The organism is Streptomyces shenzhenensis (genome assembly GCF_021462265.1).
GTDB lineage: Bacteria > Actinomycetota > Actinomycetes > Streptomycetales > Streptomycetaceae > Streptomyces > Streptomyces shenzhenensis.
Genome location: NZ_JAJONF010000152.1, coordinates 1 through 1331, shown reverse-complemented (window position 1 = coordinate 1331; position 1331 = coordinate 1). Strand labels below are relative to the sequence as shown.

General features: G+C 66.6%; 1 protein-coding gene. It reads right to left on the bottom strand.

The annotated features are described in order from the left end of the window. Positions 1–17: 17 nt before the first annotated feature. The gene (locus tag LQ326_RS47175; protein ID WP_234545378.1) at positions 18–1076 is read right to left on the bottom strand and encodes an IS110 family RNA-guided transposase; all 1059 of its coding nucleotides are present in this window, start codon (positions 1074–1076) and stop codon (positions 18–20) included. Between the last annotated feature and the right edge of the window lie 255 nt (positions 1077–1331).

Below are 1331 nucleotides of genomic sequence, written 5' to 3'. Positions count from 1 at the left end.
CCGTTGACGCTTCTATGTCAAGCGGCGAGCTGGTGTTGGGTGACGTGGTGCTGCCAGGAGGCTCGGTCTTGGGTCATGGCGCGGTGGATGACGTCAATCAGGTGGCGTTTGAGGATGCGCCGGGCTCCGCGGGCTCCCTTGGTCGGCTCGTGGCGGGCCAGGAGTGCTCGTGCCCCTGGGTGGAATCGCTGCTGGACGATGGACGTCGTGTAGAGCACGCTGTTGAGCCGCCGGTTGCCGCCTCGGTGCAGTCGGTAGCGTTCCTTGTCGGAGGAGTAGACCGGGATCGGTGCGGCTCCGGTGTAGCGGGCGAGCTTCGCTGAACTGGTGAAGCGGGTGATGTCGCCGATCTCCGCGAGGAGGACCGCCGCGGAGACGTGACTGATCCCGGTGATCTCCAGGAGCGCGGGTGCCAGTGGGGTGACCAGTTCCCGGATCGTGTTTTCGAGTCCGCGGACACGCTTGTTCAGCTCGTCTATCTCCGTGATCATCTCGGTCAAGACCCGGCGAACGTGGACGCTCATGTCCGTGGTGTCCACCAGCGCGGTCAGCGAAGTCATGCCGGGCCGGCGGGTGAGGTCGCCCGGTGTGTGATCGAGCCAGAGGTGGGTGTATGCCTTGATCTGGTTGATCACCATGGTGCGGCGTCGGACGAGGTCGGCCCGTGAGTCGACGAGGACGCGCAGCTCGCGCACGCGGTCATCGATGCGGTGACGGTCCAGGCCGGGGGTGGCGATCGCGGCGTGGGCGACCGCGGCAGCGTCGACGGGGTCGGACTTCGAGCCGGTGGCGGCGTGGAGCTTGCGGTGGGCGGACATCAGCCTGGTGGGGACCCAGACCACATCGTGGCCCGTCCGCAGCAGGCCGTCGGCCAGGCGGCGGGCGAAGCCACGGCCGTCCTCGATGGCCCAGGTGACAGGGGAGCCGTCGGCGACCGTGCGGATCCACTTGAGCAGGACGCCGATCAGGTTCGCGTCGTTCTTGACGGTCAACGGCCTGGTCAGCCGCCTGCCGTCAGCGTTGACGGCCACTGCGACGTGGACGTGCTTGTGCGGGTCGATCCCCACTGTCACCATCGAGTTGTCCTCTTGTCTGCTGTCGCGGATGACGGGACAGACGCGAGGGCCCTGGCCAAGGGACAGACCTATTGCGAGTTGACGGCTCAGCAGGCTTCTATCAAGTCACTCCCGGCCAGGGCTCTCGCCCTGTGGACCGCCGTGGACATCTCAACGGAAAGCCTTTCGGCACGTGTTCTCCGAGTCACCCGACGATCCCGCCGAGCCTCTCCCGTCGAAGAAGCCCGGCCCACCAAGGCTGCACCAATAGGTGTT